The sequence below is a fragment of the Desulfocurvibacter africanus subsp. africanus DSM 2603 genome (assembly GCF_000422545.1).
Taxonomy (GTDB): domain Bacteria; phylum Desulfobacterota; class Desulfovibrionia; order Desulfovibrionales; family Desulfovibrionaceae; genus Desulfocurvibacter; species Desulfocurvibacter africanus.
Genome location: NZ_AULZ01000009.1, coordinates 63,718 through 78,506 on the forward strand (window position 1 = coordinate 63,718; position 14,789 = coordinate 78,506).

The window sequence follows — 14,789 nt, forward strand, 5'->3', positions numbered from 1 at the left end:
CCTGCTTGACTGCTTGTCTGCTTAATTGCCGGCTGATGTGGCCTGTTCATGAACTCGCGGCGGCCGGTGCGCGGAGCCGCAGTTGCTCCAACTCCATTTTCAGGTACTCCAAGCCCCTGGCAATGGAATCCTTCTCTCCAAAACGCGCCTCAAGCTTATTGGGCGGCATGAGTTTCGCCCAGGATTGCCGGCTTTGCAACCAAAACAAGAGCTGTTCCGGGGCTACGACCTGGTTGTCTTGGAGGAAGGTCAGCACGGCACGTCCCGGATAGAGGTCAGCGCGCACGACCTGCATCTGGGTGAGAGCGCGCTTGAGGGACAGCACAGCCAGAAAGCTTTCCAACTCCTGAGGAATATGGCCGAAGCGATCGCGCATCTCGCCCGCGATCTCGGCCATGGCATCATCCGAGCGTGCCGAGGACAGCGCCCGGTAATAACGCAGCCGCTCGCCGGGGTCGAGGATGAACTTCTCGGGAATATGCGCCGGGAAGACGAAATTGATCTCTGGCTCCACCAATTCGTGGCGGACCTCACCTTTGAGCCGCTGTACCTCTTCTTCCAGCATCTCCAGATAAAGGTCCAGGCCCACTCTGGCGATCTGCCCAGACTGCGCTTCGCCCAGGATGTTGCCGGCGCCGCGCAAGCGCAGATCCTCCATGGCGATGTGGAAACCGGCACCCAGAAAGTCCATGTCCAGGATGACCTGCAATCTTTTCTTGGCCAGGTCGCTCAATGAGTCCAGGGACGGCACGACGAAGTAGGCGTAGGCTTGACGGTCCGATCGGCCCACCCTGCCCCTAAGCTGATAGAGCTGGCCCAAGCCGAACATATGCGCCTGATCCACGACCATGGTATTGGCGTTAGGAAAATCAAGACCGGATTCAATGATGGCCGTGCAGACCAGAATGTCCAACTCGCCGTGCCAAAATTTGTGAATGGTTTCCTCAAGCTGGCGTTCAGGCATTTGACCGTGGGCATGGCCGATGCGGGCGTCGGGCGCAAGCTTACGCACGTAGTCCTCGGCCTCGGCCAAGGAATGCACCCGGTTATGCACCCAAAAGATCTGTCCGCCGCGCTCCATCTCGCGGGCCAGGATGGTCTTGAGCATTTCCGCGTCGCGCTCCACCAGGGCCGTCTCAACCGGCTTGCGGTCCACGGGCGGAGTCTCGATGACGCTCAAGCCGCGGATGCCGGACAGAGAGAGCTGCAAGGTGCGCGGGATGGGCGTGGCCGTGAGCGTCAGACTATCAACGTTCTTCTTGAGTTCCTTGAGCTTCTCCTTGTGCTTGACCCCGAAGCGCTGCTCTTCATCCAGAATAAGCAAACCGATATTCGGCAAGGACACGTCGCTGGAGAGCATGCGGTGGGTGCCGATGAGGATGTCCACCTGCCCCCGTTCAGCGGCCTGAAGCACGGCCTTCTGCTTGGGTTTGGGCACGAAGCGGCTGAGCATGGCCACGGAGATGGGGAAACCCTGCATGCGGTTCTTGAAATTCAGGTAGTGCTGCTCGGCGAGTACCGTGGTCGGGCACAAGAGCGCCACCTGCTTGCCGTCCAGGACGGCGCGGAAGGCGGCGCGCATGGCCACTTCGGTCTTGCCGAAACCTACGTCGCCGCACACGAGCCGGTCCATGGGCTCCGCTCGCTCCATATCCTCGATGACGTCGCGGATAGCCCTGGCCTGATCAGGCGTTTCCTCGAAGCCAAAGGTGGCCTCGAACTCCGGATAGAGTTCGTTGATCGGGCCGTATGCGTATCCTTTGGCCACCTTGCGGTAGGCGTACATCTCAACCAGCTCTTGAGCGATCTTCTCGATAGCCTTTTTCGCTCGCTCCGTGGTGTGCTTCCAACGAGTTCCGCGCAAGCTGTCGAGAGACGGGTCCTGGCCCTCGGGCCCTTGGTAGCGCTGCACCAGCCGAAGCCGGTCCACGGGCAGGAAGAGTTTATCCTCGCCGTCAAAGTGGATGAGCAGGTAGTCGTTGGCTACATCGCCGATGGTCAAGCGTTCCAGCCCCCCAAATCTGCCCAGGCCGTAATCGCGGTGCACGAGCAAATCGCCAGGCCGCAGCTCCGCATAGGTAGCCATGCCCTTGAAGGATTTGTCCGTGGCCACCACGGCCTTGTCCTTGGACGGCTGGAGAATATCCTCGGATAGAATGCGCACGCCGGCCCAGGGCAGTTCCATGCCTTTCTTGAGCGGCGAGACCAGGGCGAAAAGGCCGGTGGAATCCAGGGAATGCTCGCAGGAAAAGAACAGGCCTTCCTGCTCGGCCAAGGTCAAAAACTTCTTGCGGGTACGCTCGGTATGAAAGCTGAGGATCGTCTGCCGTGAGGACGTGCGCCAGTCCTGCAGGGCTTTGACCAAGGCGCTCCAGGGCCGGTTTCGCTGCTCGGGTTGCCAAAAGAGGTCCGTGAACTGCTCCAGGGACTTCTCCGGCAGATCCAGCCCGTCCTTTTTCTGGCCCAGCACCAAGTCTTCAAACAAAACTTGGCGACTCTCGGTCCAGACCTTGCGCGCCTCGGCCTCGGGCCAAATCAAGGTCGAGCCGGCGACGACCTGGCGCTTGTCGCGCTTGCGGCCATCCAGGAACTCCTGCCAGGCCCAGTGCGCCTCCTCGACGCGCGAACGAAGTTCCGTAGCTCCAGACAGCAGATAGATGCTATCCTCGGCGAAATAGGACTTCAGGTTCACGGCCTTGGGGTAATAGAGGCCGGGAAAAATAAAGCCGCTGTGGCCCTCAAGCTTGCGGCGTAGCTCATCGCGGACCAGCTCGTTAATCTGCCCTGTGGTCTTGAGATGGTCCCAGTAGCTCATGGCCTCGGCGGGATGAGCCCCAGCCAGAACAGCCGGCGCTACGGGCAGGACCGTGGCCTCCTTGAGGTCGGCTCGCGAACGCTGGGAGGACGGGTCGAAGAGCCTGATCTGCTCCAGGGTGTCGCCAAAAAACTCCAGGCGCAACGGCTGATCGTAGCCAGGGGCGAAGATGTCCAGGATGTCGCCGCGCATGGCCATCTCGCCTGGCGCGGTAACCATGCCTTCCCTGCGGTAGCCCCAGGCCGCGGCCTGTTCCAGGATCATCTCCGGAGAGATATCCTCTCCTTGACGCAGGGCCATGGTGGCCAGGTCGGCCACTTTGGGCGCCGGCCATTTGGCGAGAAGGTTGTCCACCGTAAGGATGACGCCCCTGCCCTTGCCGCCCAGAGCCAAGGCGTAAAGCGCCGGCCATATTGCCGCCCAAGCCGCAGCTTCGGGCTCCTTGGGCTCCATGGGCGGCAACCAGCACCAAGAGCGCTCCCAGACGGGTCCAGTGGTCTGACCGGAGCGTTGTCCGGCCTGGGAAAGCAGGTGCAGCAGAGCGCGAACTTCGTGCAGCTCTCGCGGACCGGGCACGAGCAAGACCACGTTCTCGCCTTTGGACACGAGGCTCTGCGCCAAGAGGGCCTGCGTTCCATGGCCGCTCTTGAACACGCGCAAATGGTCAGTCTTGCGTGCTAGGAAGTGATTTATTTCTTTGGGCAGCAATCTCGCAGGGCTCCTGGCAGATACATGATCGGCACCGGATTAAGTATGTCCCGCGCCCGAAGTGGCAAGGCGTTGGAACACAAAAAGCCGCCCGCGGCAAGCGCCACGGGCGGCCAGAAAGCATTCTCCACGAACTCGCTACGGATAGAGCATTTTGCTTTTGAAAATGCTCTGCAAGCCATGCGTCGGCATGGCTTGCCGCTAGCTTCGGCGTAGGCGCAATTCACTTGCGCCGTCAACGCCGGAGCGGGCGTCTTAAAAGCAATCTGCTCTAGACCTGCGACAGGACGCTACGTTCCTCACGGCTCAGCAGTCGGTTCAAGTCAAGGAGGATAAGCAGCCTGTCCTCAAGCTTGCCCACACCGCTGATATACTCGGATTCGAGCCCCGCGACCATGGGCGGAGGCGGTTCCACCGTGCTTGCGGGTATGCGCAGGACCTCGGAGACTGAATCGACGACAAAACCCACGATCATGTTGCTGATTTCGATAACGATGATGCGGGTGTTCTTGTCGTGGCCCCTGGCCTGCAACCCGAAACGCTTGCGCAAATCAATGATCGGAATGACCTTGCCGCGCAGGTTGATGACCCCTTCTACAAAGGCTGGAGCGCGGGGAACCCTGGTAATCTCCATGGTGCGGATGATCTCCTGCACCTTAAGGATATCCACCCCGAATTCCTCATCTCCAATACTGAAGGTCACGAGCTGCATCAGCTCGACATCTTGCCTTTTCTGCGTTGCTTCCATGACGGGCCTCACAAAAATTGTCTGGCATGTCCCTGCGGTATGCCTAAATTATATGCAGTCGGTTAAGAAGCACCATAGCGGGTTGCAATTGTGAATGCAACTCCATTGAGCCTGGTTTCGCCTGCTGATATTTTGATCATATAGCGATGCGCAACTTGCGCAATATCAATCTTGACCGGACGCGCGAGTCATGTCCGCTCGCGTGCAAGGCAGTTGAGACAGTTGCCATTCGCCATGTCTTTCAGCATAATCGGACGACCGTATCAGGAAAGCCGCCTGACTACCCAAGGAGGACGCCGAGCATGGGGCAATTCATGGCGGAACATGATAGCTACCCGTTGGAAGAGCAAATCAAGACCCTCGGAGACGAGGAATTGCTCGATTTCTGGGAAGAAACGCAGCATCTGGACAGGTTCCTGGAGGAGGAAGCCGGTATCCAGGACGACTCGAATTTTGAATACGAACGCCTCATCCTCCAAGAACTCCAGCTTCGATCCTGCCTCAGATCCCTGACTCGGAGCTGAACGCCGGGCTTCCACTCATACTTATCCTTGCCTTCCAGCCAGCAGGTTACCGCCACGAATGCTCCTGAACGACCTTAGGGCCTGTCAATTGCGCGCCTTTGCAATGCTCCGGCAGACCGGAAAAATACCGATCAAAGCACATGTCGGCGGCGCTTATGCTGTTGAGAGCGCAGCCTTGCAGCCGACCTTGAGATGGTCCGTCATGGTTTTACGCACAGACGGACCATCGCCGGTCGCTATTCTAGAGCAGATTGCTTTTAAGACGTCCGCTCCGGCGCTGACGGCGCAAGTGAATTGCGCCTGCGCCGAAGCAAACGGCAAGCCATGCCGACGCATGGCTTGCCGAGCATTTTCAAAAGCAAAATGCTCTATGACGCCACGGGTTTCCGGCCGATGCCGAAATATGCGAAGCCATTGGCAGCCATGGTCTCGGGTTGATAGAGATTGCGGCCATCGAAAACAATGGGAGCCTTGAGCAGCTTCTTCATGCGCCCGAAGTCCGGATTGCGGAACTGGTTCCATTCCGTGACCACGGCCAGGGCGTCAGCCCCTTCCAAGATCGCGTATTGATCCTTGCCATTGATCTCCAGGAGATCGTTCTCTCCCAACGCCTGACGCGCAGTGGCCCCAGCTACGGGGTCGAAAGCGCGCACGCGCATGCCCGCAGCGGTCAGAGCGCGGATCATGGCCAAGGCGGGAGCCTCGCGTACATCGTCGGTGCTGGCTTTGAAGGCCAGTCCCCACAAAGCCAGCGTCTTGCCTTCCACCCCGCCCTGCTCGGCGAAGTAGGCCCTGATCTTGCCAGGCAGCACGAGCTTTTGGCGGTCGTTGACCTCGTCGACGCTTTCCAGGAGTTGCGGCGTGAAATCGTGCTCCCTGGCCGTGCGGATGAGCGCCTTGACGTCCTTGGGGAAGCACGATCCGCCGTAACCCACGCCGGGATAGATGAAGTGGTAGCCGATGCGGCTGTCCGAACCGATACCCATGCGCACGTCGCGCACGTCCGCCCCGACGCGCTCGCAGATGTTGGCGATCTCGTTGATGAAGGAAATCTTGGTGGCCAGCATGCAGTTGGCCGCATACTTGGTCATCTCGGCGCTACGCACGCCCATGACGACGAGCTTGTCGCGGCTCCTGGCAAAGGGCGCGTAGAGGGCCTCAAGAAGCTTGGCCGTGCGCACATTTTCGGTGCCCACCACGACCCGGTCGGGCTTCATGAAGTCGCTGACCGCATCGCCTTCCTTGAGGAACTCGGGGTTGGACACCACGTCGAACTCCAAATCCAGGCCTCGCCGTGCAAGCTCTTCGCCGATCAGAGCCTTGACTTGGTCAGCCGTACCCACGGGCACCGTGGATTTGTCCACCACGATCTTGTAGTCCTTCATGGCCTGGCCGACCTGCCTGGCGACCTGATGCACGTAGCTCAGGTCGCAGGAGCCGTCCGCCCTGGAAGGAGTTCCTACACAAACGAACACGAACAAAGCGTTTTCCAGACCCTCGGCGAGATCGGTGGTGAAGGTCAGCCGTCCTTCGGACGTATTGCGCTGCACGAGTTGCTCGAGTCCCGGCTCATAGATATGCACCTTACCCTGGCGCAACATGTCCACGACCTTGGGGTTCACATCCACGCAGCAGACGGTATTGCCCATCTCGGCGAAGCAAGCGGCCGAAACCAGGCCGACATAGCCGGTTCCCACTATACATAAGTTCATGTGTATTCTGTCTCCTCAATGTTTTGGGCACCGCAAAGAACTGGCCCAAAAGAGGACAAATACGTTGCAGCGCTTATTCACGTCAACTGTTCGGATTGGGAGCGCGGGATCTCGATGAGGGCAAACCCAAGCCCATCGGTTTACTTACGCAGGGATAGGGATTATAAAACATAGTTTACCGAACGGGGGCTTATATCCCATGGCGGCCGCCTTCACGCCCCCGGGGAACGCGAGCCCAAAGCGTCAAGGAGCACCAATGCCCGTCCTCGCCGTCAATATCGATCATGTGGCCACCCTGCGTCAGGCGCGCAAAGGCATCGAGCCCGAGCCGGTCACGGCTGCGGCCTTGGCCGAACTGGCTGGAGCCCAGGGCATCATCGTCCACCTGCGCGAGGACCGGCGGCACATACAGGACCGGGACGTACAATTGCTGCGGCAAACGGTACAAACAAAATTCAATCTTGAGATGGCTGCGACTCGGGAGATGCAAGGCATCGCCCTCGCCACTCGACCTGATACGGTCTGCCTCGTGCCCGAGAAGCGCGAAGAGCTGACCACCGAGGGCGGGCTGAACCTCCTGGGCCGCGAGAAAGAGCTTGCGGAGTACATCGCCCCTTTGCGTGATGCCGGCATCCTCATCAGCTTGTTCATCGATGCGGATCAGGCCCAGATCGACGCAGCCGGAGCCATTGCGCCAGAATTCATCGAGATTCATACCGGACACTATGCCGACGCAAAAGGCCGCAAACGCGCGCTTGAGCTTGAGCGCATCATCTCCGGCATAGTTCGGGCCCAGGGGCTGGGGATCAAGGTCAATTTGGGCCACGGACTGAACTATAACAATGTGCAGGCCTTCCGCAGCGTATCCGGCATCAGTGAGTACTCCATCGGCCACAGCATCATGTCCAGGGCTGTGCTCGTGGGCCTGGAGCGAGCCGTGCGCGAAATGGCCGCCATAGTGGAGGGGTTCGCCGAATAGGCGAGCCGAAGCGCGCATGATTCTTGGCCTGGGCCTGGACGTGGTGGAACTGGATCGCATCCAGCGGGGCATGGAACGCCATGGCGAGCGTTTCCTGCGGCGTATCCTGACTGCGGCCGAAATCCAGACCATGCCGCAGAATGCAGTACCCTATGTGGCAGCCCGCTTCGCGGCCAAGGAAGCCGCCTCGAAGGCTTTGGGAACAGGTTTCCGGCAGGGCGTGACCCTGCATTGCTTCGAAATTTCAGCGTTGCCAAGCGGCAAGCCCGAGATTCGCTTCACGGGGCCGGCCCTGGAGCTTGCCGCCGCCCGCGGCGTAAGCACGTATCATATAAGTTTGACGCACGGACGGGATATAGCTTCGGCCGTGGTCATCCTTGAAGGCTAGCCAAGCGGGGAAACCATGTTCGCACCCCTGCCCACACCGCACGAGATGGCCGGCTGGGACCGACTGAGCGCACGCGACTTCGGCATCATGCCCGAGATGCTCATGGAAAACGCCAGTCGCGCGGCCCTGCAGGCCCTTTTCGACGCGCTCGGCGTAAAAGCCCATAGCCCGGCAAACAAGCGTGTGCTGCTCTTGGCAGGCCCCGGCAACAACGGCGGCGATGCCACCGCCCTATCCAGACATCTGCATGATCTTGGCCACGAGGTACTGCTGCTGCACACCAGACCTCGTCAGGACTACAAAAACGAAGCAGCCTACCATTTAGAGCTGGCCCTGAAGGCCGGTGTGCCGACCCGGCTGGCGACCGATCTCGACGCCCGCGACCTGGGCGGCTATGATGTGGTGGTGGACGGCTTGCTGGGTACGGGCCTGAGCGGCGAGTTGCGGCCGGACATGCTCAACCTCGTGCGTCTGACCAACGATCTTGGCCGCAAGGCCTTTGTGCTGGCCCTGGACATACCATCGGGACTGTCGGGATTCACGGGCCGACCTTTGCCTGAAGCGGTCCGCGCCAATCTGACCGTGACCTTCGAAGCCGCCAAGATCGGGATTGCCCAGCCCGAGGCAGCTCCGTACATCGGCCAGCTGGACGTGCGGCCCATAGGCATACCCCGAGCGCTGCGCAAGGCACATGCCCCCGCCCACGTGCTCATGACCGCCGGGCTGACGGATCTCATTGAGAAACCAGGGCCGGGCCTGCACAAGGGAACCGCCGGGCACGTGCTCATCATCGGCGGTTCCGCCGGCCTGACCGGCGCGCCCATGCTCGCGGCAGTGGCGGCCATGCGCGCAGGTGCCGGACTGGCCACCATCGCCTGCCCGGCAGGCATTGCCGATGCGGTAAAGGCCTCCCGTCCCGAAGTCATGATTCTGCCTTTGGGCAGCGGCACGGAGTGGACGCCGAACATGATGGCTGCGCTGGAGCCGGAGTTGGCGCGCTTTGATGCCGCCGTGGTCGGCCCTGGATTGGGACGGGCCGGCGACACGGCGAACTTTTTACGCGCCTGGTTGTCCGCCGCGGCTCTGCCCACTGTCTACGACGCCGACGCACTGAATCTTTTGGCATCCCAAAAGGAACTCTTGAAAAAAATTGGAGAGTCGGCAATTGTCACTCCCCATCCCGGCGAGATGGCGCGCCTGCTCGATCTGGATATCGCTGAAGTCCAGGCTCGGCGCAGTGAATGCTGCCGGCGACTCGCGGAGAACACCGGCGCAGTGAGCGTGCTCAAGGGCGCGGCCAGCCTGGTGGCCGGCGCCAACGGTCCACAGGCCGTATCGCCATATTGCGAACCGAACCTGGCCGTGGCCGGCTCCGGCGACGTGCTCTCCGGGATTTTGGGCCGCCTGCTGGCCGGGGGGCTCGACGCGTATCATGCCGCCTGCCTTGGCATACTATGGCACGGGCAGGCCGGCAGCATCCTGGCCAGAGATTTCCCCTACCGGGGCAACATGCCGCTGGAAATCGCGCATGTCTTACCGCAAGCCATCAAGGAGCTGAAAGGTCATGTTCAGCGCTAAAGACATCATGAGCACCCAGGTCATCACCTTCACGCCCGACACGGAAATCGTCGCCGCGGCCAGGGTACTCCTGGAAAAAAGGATCAACGGCGCACCCGTGGTCGAGGGTGACCGACTGGTGGGCATCCTGAGCCAGACGGACTTGGTGGCGCAGCAGAAAACCTTGACCATGCCGACCCTGTTCACTCTCTTGGACGGCTTCATCCCCTTGCGTTCCTACGAAAAGCTGGACGAAGACATGCGCAAGATCTCGGCCATGACCGTGGGCGAGGCCATGACAGTCAAGCCAGTCACCGTGCGGCCCGACACGACCATAACCGATATCGCGCAGATCATGGTGGAAAAGAAGATCCACACCCTGCCCGTGGTCGAGGGCGACAGGCTCGTGGGCGTCATCGGCAAGGAAGACGTCCTGCGCACTCTGCTCGACAGCGGAGGACGCTAGGACTCATGTCGATGCTGCTGCGACTGGCCGATGCCGAGGAGACCCTGGAATTCGGGAGCATCCTGGCCAAAGGCCTGCCCGCGGAGCCCGGCTTCGCCATATTGCTGGAAGGGGATCTTGGCGCCGGCAAGACAACGCTGGTGCGCGGCTTGGTTTCCGCCCTGCCGGGCAGTGAACAGGCCGAAGTTTCCAGCCCGAGCTTCACCATCTGCAACCTGTACCCGACCCGGCCTCAGGTGGCTCACTTCGATCTGTACAGGCAGCAGGGCTCGGCGCCCGACGACCAGTATTGCGAGAGCCTGGAATCGCCCTTTACTCTCGTTGTAGTGGAATGGGCACAGTATCTGGCTCCTGCTGACTTGCCAGAAGACGTGCTGCGACTGACTTGGCAACCGGCCGAGGCTGGTCGACTGGTCAAGCTGGAGGCACGGGGGCAGGCCACCGAAAGATACTTGCACGGGATTTACGGGAAGCTGCGTCGGTTCGCGGCATCCTGATCAGCCGATAAATAGATCATAGCATATATTCTCGCACACATGTGGGAGGCGTGACAGCTTCATGAACATTGTCGTACAAAAATTCGGCGGCACCTCAGTGGCCAGCCTGGAACGCATGCAGCAGGTCATGAAAAAGGTCCTGGCTGCGCGCGCTCATGGCAACAAGCTCGTGGTGGTGCTCTCGGCCATGTCCGGAGAGACCAACAAGCTCATCGCCCTGGCCAACCAGTTCTCCGAGGAACCCGATCCTGCGGAGCTGGACGTGCTTGTCACCACCGGCGAGCAGGTTTCGGTGGCTCTTTTCACCATGCTGCTCAAGGACGCCGGGGTCAAGGCCCGTTCGCTGCTCGGTTATCAAGTGCCCATCGAGACGGACAGCGATTTCTGCCGGGCACGTATCGTGAACATCGACACGGATCGCATCCGCGCCATGCTTGAGGAGTACGACGTGCTCGTCATGGCCGGCTTTCAGGGCTGCGACTGCCACGGCCGCATAACCACTCTGGGCCGCGGCGGATCGGACACCTCGGGCGTGGCTATCGCCGCGGCGCTCAAGGCCGACACGTGCGAGATATATACCGACGTGGACGGCGTCTACACCACGGACCCGAACATCTGTTCCCAGGCGCGCAAGCTGTCCAGAGTGACCTATGACGAGATGCTGGAAATGGCCAGCATGGGCGCCAAGGTGCTCCAGATACGCTCCGTGGAGTTCGCCAAGAAGTACAATGTGCCGGTGCACGTGCGCTCGACCTTCTCCGACGAGCCGGGCACCATGGTCATCCAGGAGGACAAGAGTATGGAAGCCGTTCTCGTTTCCGGTATCGCATACGACAAGGATCAGGCTCGCGTCACGGTCTATGACGTCATCGATCAGCCCGGCGTGGCCGCGGCCATCTTCGGCCCTCTTGCCGAGGATGGCATCCTGGTGGACATGATCATCCAGAATACGAGCCGCGAGGGCCGCACGGACATGACCTTCACCATCCCGCGCGCGGACCTCAAAAAGACCATGCGCATCCTGGAAGGCACCAAGGCCCAAATCGGCGCCAAGGATATCCAGTATGACACGGGCGTATGCAAGGTCTCGGTCATCGGCGTGGGCATGCGCAACCACTCTGGCGTAGCCGCCAAGGCCTTCGCGGCCCTGAGCAAGGAGAACGTCAATATACTCATGATCTCCACCTCCGAGATCAAGATCACCTGTCTCATCGAGGAAAAATACATGGCCCTGGCCGTGCACACCCTCCATGAGGCCTTCGAGCTGGGCAAGAATGGAACAAATGCGTGCTGACATGAAACGTGTCGCCATCTACGACACCACCTTGCGGGACGGGACCCAGGCCGAGGAGATCAACCTCACCCTGGACGACAAGATTCGTATTGCGGTCAAGCTCGATGAGCTGGGCATCGATTATATCGAGGGCGGCTGGCCGGGATCCAACCCCGTGGACAAGCAGTTCTTCCAGGAGATCAGCAACTACTCCTTGAAGCACGCGCGCATCGCCGCCTTCGGCAGCACCCACAACCCCAAGAGTACGGCGGACGGCGACTCGAATCTTCAGGCTCTGGTTGAAGCCGCGCCCCAGGTCATGACCGTATTCGGCAAGACTTGGGACCTGCACGCCAAGGAAGCCTTGCGCATTCCCCTTGAGCGCAACCTGGAAATCATCAGCGCCAGTTTGGCCTTTCTGCGGCCGCATGCACCCGAGCTTTTCTTTGACGCCGAGCACTTCTTCGACGGCTACAAAGCCAACCCGGAATACGCCCTGCGCTGCCTGGATGCGGCTCTACAGGGCGGTGCCGAGGTGCTTGTGCTGTGCGACACCAACGGCGGCACCATGCCCACGGAGTTGCGGGAGATCATGACCGCCGTAAAGGCGCGGTTTCCGCAAGCCAGACTCGGCATCCACGCGCACAACGACTCGGAGCTGGCCGTGGCCAACTCCCTGGAAGCCGTGGCCCAGGGAGCGGAACACATTCAGGGCACCATGAACGGCTACGGCGAGCGCTGCGGCAATGCCAACCTCTGCTCCATCATTCCCAACCTGATGCTGAAGATGGGCTGCGCCTGCCTGCCCGAGGACAATCTGGCCCTGCTCACGCCGATTTCGCACTTCGTCTCCGAGGTGGCCAACCTGAGACCCTTCCTGCGCCAGCCTTTCGTGGGCCGCTCGGCATTCGCCCACAAGGGCGGCATCCATGTCAGCGCCGTGATCCGCAATCCCGAAACGTATGAGCACATCAGGCCTGAACTGGTTGGCAACAAGCAGCGCGTGCTGCTCTCTGACCTGGCCGGACGCAGCAACATCCTGGTCAAGGCCAAGAACTACGGCTACGAACTGGACAAGAACGATCCGTGCGTGCAGGACCTGCTCCACGAAATCAAGGACCGCGAGGCTCTGGGCTACGAATACTCCGCTGCCGAGGCCTCCTTCGAGCTGCTGTTCTTCCGCACCATGGGCTGGTCCAAGCGTTACTTCCAGCTCATGAACTTCCGGGTCCTGGACTCGCACGAGCAGAACGGAGAGCCGTTCTCCGAAGCCACGGTGCTGCTCAAGGTCCGCGGCCAAGACCATCACACGGCCGCCACAGGGCATGGTCCTGTCAACGCCTTGGACAACGCACTGCGCAAGGCCCTGTGCGAGGCCTATCCCGCCCTGAACGAAATGCGCCTGCTGGATTTCAAGGTGCGCGTCATGACCGGCTATGTTCGCGACGACGGCGGCACGGCCTCCAATGTCCGGGTGCTCATCGAGTCCGGGGACAAACTCGCGCGCTGGATCACCGTGGGCGTGTCGCACAACATCATCGAGGCGAGCTGGCAGGCGCTGGTGGATTCCTTTACTTACAAGCTGTTCAAGGACGATCCGCAGAAATGGCCCACCACGCTGGAAAAATAGTCACCTTGCAAGAACCAGGGTTTGTAGTTCTGGTGGACAACCGCTCCGGCGGGCAAGGCCTGGGCAGCGAATGGGGCCTTAGCCTGCTGGTGGCGGCCGGTGGGCAAAAATGGTTATGGGACACCGGAAAGTCTGGCCTTTTCCTGGACAATTCCAGGCGCCTGGGCCTGGACCTGTCGCATATCGACGGCTTGGCCCTTAGCCACGGCCATTACGACCATGTGGGCGGATTGGCCGCGCTCGTGAATGCCGGGTTCACCGGCCCCATTGCGGCCCATCCCGCCCTGACGCGGCAGCGCTTCAGTATTAAGGCCTCGGAGCATAAGGAAATCGGCATGGAGGCAGGCCTCCGCGCCCTGCTCCCCGGCCGCCTGCAGCCTGTATCGAACAACTGCTCCCTGGCTCCCGGCTTGCGTTTCGTCACGGACATTCCCCGCCGACCCGGCCGCTTCACGGCCACCGCGCACTTTTACCTCGACCAAGAGGCGAGCAAACCCGACAGCGTGCCGGACGATGCTTTCCTGCTCATGGACACGCTTCGCGGAGCCGTGGTCGTGCTCGGCTGCTGTCACAGCGGCTTGGCCAACAGCCTGCTGCACGCGGCCGAACTGGCGAATGTGAATAAGCTCCACGCCGTCGTCGGTGGGATGCATCTGTACTCGGCTGGTCAGGATGCGCAAGAAGAGGCTGCGGAGGTATTAGAGACTCTGGAATGCGAGATCATCTTCCCAGGGCACTGCGCGGGCGACGCTTCCATTTCCTTTCTGGAACAACGCCTTCCAGGCCGTGTGCGCCCTCTGCATACGGGCCTGTTTTTCGCCTTTTCCTGATCTATTTACGACTTTAGGTCAGTAAACGAACTGCGCTGGCCGATGACGACGAGCGCATCACCTTTGCGCAACGGCTCGTCAGCCTTGGGAATGAACCCGAAGCGCTCTTCACCCGCCTTGCGCACGGCAATGATCTGCACGCCGTATTTACTGGTCAGCGCCAGTTCCCGCAAAGTCTTGCCGTCCCAGCGGCTCACCGTCAACTCTATCAGCGCCACGTCCTGGCCGAAAGGCAGATACTCTATGAGGCCGGGCACAGCCAGCTTGTTGGCCAGTTGATTGGCGGCATATCGCTCGGGGAAAATGACCTCGGTGACGCCGATCTTGCGCAGCAGCTTCTCATGATCAGCACTAATAGCCTTGACCCAGACGTTGGCCACGTCCAGCTCCTTGAGATATAGACTGATCATGGCGCTGGCCTCGATGGACCCCCCCACGCTGACCATGACGTGAGTCATGTCGCTGAAGCCGAGCTGTTCCAGGGCCTTCTTCTCCGCGCCATCGGCCTGGTAGACCTGCGTAAGGATGTCTTGAGCCCGACGCACGTTGTCCATGTCCGAATCTATGCCCATGACCTCCTGCCCGAGATCGACCAGGGCCTTGCCGAAAGCCAATCCAAACTTGCCGAGCCCTATGATGCCGACCTGAATTCTTGCCGCCAT

Annotated in this window: 13 protein-coding genes; 9 read left to right on the forward strand and 4 right to left on the reverse strand. The window is 60.7% G+C overall.

Translation table 11 applies throughout. The features are described from left to right. Positions 1 to 46 precede the first annotated feature (46 nt). Complete coding sequence (mfd, locus tag H585_RS0106775) at positions 47 to 3,523, reverse strand: transcription-repair coupling factor (protein ID WP_027367269.1); 3,477 nt, start codon at positions 3,521 to 3,523, stop codon at positions 47 to 49. A gap of 271 nt (positions 3,524 to 3,794) precedes the next feature. Beyond that, complete coding sequence (locus tag H585_RS0106780; RefSeq protein ID WP_014260723.1) at positions 3,795 to 4,271, reverse strand: chemotaxis protein CheW; 477 nt, start codon at positions 4,269 to 4,271, stop codon at positions 3,795 to 3,797. Positions 4,272 to 4,573: 302 nt separating this feature from the next. Here H585_RS0106780 and H585_RS0106785 point away from each other — a divergent pair, with 302 nt between their 5' ends. Continuing rightward, positions 4,574 to 4,795, forward strand: coding sequence for a hypothetical protein (locus H585_RS0106785; RefSeq protein WP_005983275.1), 222 nt, complete (start codon positions 4,574 to 4,576; stop codon positions 4,793 to 4,795). A gap of 368 nt (positions 4,796 to 5,163) precedes the next feature. Here the strand turns inward: H585_RS0106785 and H585_RS0106790 are convergent, their stop codons facing one another. Further along, complete coding sequence (locus H585_RS0106790) at positions 5,164 to 6,507, reverse strand: UDP-glucose dehydrogenase family protein (protein WP_027367270.1); 1,344 nt, start codon at positions 6,505 to 6,507, stop codon at positions 5,164 to 5,166. Between the two features lie 256 nt (positions 6,508 to 6,763). On the opposite strand from H585_RS0106790, the gene H585_RS0106795 reads away from it, so the two are divergent. The 8 genes from H585_RS0106795 to H585_RS0106830 all read left to right on the forward strand — a co-directional run bounded on the left by H585_RS0106795 (position 6,764) and on the right by H585_RS0106830 (position 14,127). Next, positions 6,764 to 7,486, forward strand: a complete 723-nt coding sequence (locus tag H585_RS0106795) for a pyridoxine 5'-phosphate synthase (protein WP_027367271.1) — start codon at positions 6,764 to 6,766, stop codon at positions 7,484 to 7,486. 16 nt (positions 7,487 to 7,502) lie between these two features. Then, positions 7,503 to 7,874: a holo-[acyl-carrier-protein] synthase gene (locus H585_RS0106800; RefSeq protein WP_014260720.1), complete on the forward strand. Its 372-nt coding sequence runs from the start codon at positions 7,503 to 7,505 to the stop codon at positions 7,872 to 7,874. 15 nt (positions 7,875 to 7,889) lie between these two features. After that, positions 7,890 to 9,452 carry a bifunctional ADP-dependent NAD(P)H-hydrate dehydratase/NAD(P)H-hydrate epimerase gene (locus tag H585_RS0106805; protein WP_027367272.1) on the forward strand — a complete coding sequence of 521 codons (1,563 nt, stop codon included), beginning with the start codon at positions 7,890 to 7,892 and terminating at the stop codon, positions 9,450 to 9,452. Further along, positions 9,439 to 9,897 carry a CBS domain-containing protein gene (locus H585_RS0106810; RefSeq protein WP_027367273.1) on the forward strand — a complete coding sequence of 153 codons (459 nt, stop codon included), beginning with the start codon at positions 9,439 to 9,441 and terminating at the stop codon, positions 9,895 to 9,897. The genes H585_RS0106805 and H585_RS0106810 overlap by 14 nt, the downstream gene beginning before the upstream one ends. Before the next feature lie 11 nt (positions 9,898 to 9,908). Continuing rightward, positions 9,909 to 10,394 (forward strand): tRNA (adenosine(37)-N6)-threonylcarbamoyltransferase complex ATPase subunit type 1 TsaE, encoded by a 486-nt coding sequence (gene tsaE, locus H585_RS0106815; protein ID WP_027367274.1) that lies wholly within the window; start codon positions 9,909 to 9,911, stop codon positions 10,392 to 10,394. Positions 10,395 to 10,455: 61 nt separating this feature from the next. Continuing rightward, a complete protein-coding gene (locus tag H585_RS0106820; protein ID WP_027367275.1) occupies positions 10,456 to 11,688 on the forward strand; it encodes an aspartate kinase in 1,233 nt (410 codons plus the stop codon). A gap of 1 nt (position 11,689) precedes the next feature. Next, positions 11,690 to 13,297 carry a citramalate synthase gene (gene cimA, locus H585_RS0106825; RefSeq protein WP_027367276.1) on the forward strand — a complete coding sequence of 536 codons (1,608 nt, stop codon included), beginning with the start codon at positions 11,690 to 11,692 and terminating at the stop codon, positions 13,295 to 13,297. Positions 13,298 to 13,302: 5 nt separating this feature from the next. Beyond that, complete coding sequence (locus tag H585_RS0106830) at positions 13,303 to 14,127, forward strand: MBL fold metallo-hydrolase (RefSeq protein ID WP_027367277.1); 825 nt, start codon at positions 13,303 to 13,305, stop codon at positions 14,125 to 14,127. A 5-nt stretch (positions 14,128 to 14,132) separates the two neighbouring features. On the opposite strand, the gene H585_RS0106835 is transcribed toward H585_RS0106830, so the two are convergent. After that, positions 14,133 to 14,789: a potassium channel family protein gene (locus H585_RS0106835; RefSeq protein ID WP_027367278.1), complete on the reverse strand. Its 657-nt coding sequence runs from the start codon at positions 14,787 to 14,789 to the stop codon at positions 14,133 to 14,135.

Coding starts and splice junctions, on each gene's coding strand:
- H585_RS0106785 (WP_005983275.1), top strand. CDS start 4,574: ATGGGGCAATTCATGGCGGAACATGATAGCTACCCGTTGGAAGAGCAA.
- H585_RS0106820 (WP_027367275.1), top strand. CDS start 10,456: ATGAACATTGTCGTACAAAAATTCGGCGGCACCTCAGTGGCCAGCCTG.
- cimA (WP_027367276.1), top strand. CDS start 11,690: ATGAAACGTGTCGCCATCTACGACACCACCTTGCGGGACGGGACCCAG.
- H585_RS0106835 (WP_027367278.1), bottom strand. CDS start 14,789: ATGGCGGCAAGAATTCAGGTCGGCATCATAGGGCTCGGCAAGTTTGGA.
- H585_RS0106800 (WP_014260720.1), top strand. CDS start 7,503: ATGATTCTTGGCCTGGGCCTGGACGTGGTGGAACTGGATCGCATCCAG.
- H585_RS0106805 (WP_027367272.1), top strand. CDS start 7,890: ATGTTCGCACCCCTGCCCACACCGCACGAGATGGCCGGCTGGGACCGA.
- H585_RS0106795 (WP_027367271.1), top strand. CDS start 6,764: ATGCCCGTCCTCGCCGTCAATATCGATCATGTGGCCACCCTGCGTCAG.
- H585_RS0106780 (WP_014260723.1), bottom strand. CDS start 4,271: ATGGAAGCAACGCAGAAAAGGCAAGATGTCGAGCTGATGCAGCTCGTG.
- H585_RS0106810 (WP_027367273.1), top strand. CDS start 9,439: ATGTTCAGCGCTAAAGACATCATGAGCACCCAGGTCATCACCTTCACG.
- H585_RS0106790 (WP_027367270.1), bottom strand. CDS start 6,507: ATGAACTTATGTATAGTGGGAACCGGCTATGTCGGCCTGGTTTCGGCC.
- tsaE (WP_027367274.1), top strand. CDS start 9,909: ATGCTGCTGCGACTGGCCGATGCCGAGGAGACCCTGGAATTCGGGAGC.